Raw genomic sequence first — 660 nt, forward strand, 5'->3', positions numbered from 1 at the left:
GCTTCATTGCTTTGTAGTGTGATCAACTCCCCTGTTTCATAGGTGCTATCTATCACCAGTGTGCCATCGGCATTAAACGCCTGCACAAAGATCGAATAATCACCGTCACTATCAGCCCCGTACCAGGTCACCACATAGGCACCATCGCTGCCCACCGCAGTGATTTGAGGGTACCCATCATACCCACTGGTCTTACCCAGTGCTTCCAGTTGTACTGTGTCACCGTTGACGGAGCCATCGGCATTAAATGCCTGCACAAAGATCGAAGTGTCACCGTCGCTATCATCACCGTACCAGGTCACCACATAGGCGCCATCAGTGCCCACCGCAGTGATTTGGGGACTTTCGTCATCACCGTTGGTCTTACCCAGCGCTTCCAGCTGTACTGTGTCACCGTTGAAGGAACCATAGGCGTTAAAGGCCTGCACAAAGATCGACCAATCACCGTCGCTATCCTCACCAGACCAGGTCACCACATAGGCGCCATCAGTGCCCACGGCGGTAATTTGAGGCAGATAGTCATCACCGGTGATATTATCCAGTGCTTCCAACTGTACCGTGGCACCGTTTAAGAAGCCGTCAGCATCAAAGGCCTGCACAAAGATCGACCAATCACCGTCGCTATCCCTTCCGTACCAGGTCACCACATAGGCGCCATCA

General features: G+C 52.9%; 1 protein-coding gene. It reads right to left on the reverse strand.

Annotation, left to right across the window (positions count from 1 at the left end):
- Positions 1 to 660 (reverse strand): hypothetical protein (locus Q8W24_RS16830; protein WP_305476055.1); only part of this gene is annotated, 660 nt, incomplete at both ends.

The organism is Oceanobacter sp. 4_MG-2023, from assembly GCF_030689165.1.
In the GTDB taxonomy this organism is placed as follows: domain Bacteria; phylum Pseudomonadota; class Gammaproteobacteria; order Pseudomonadales; family Oceanobacteraceae; genus Oceanobacter.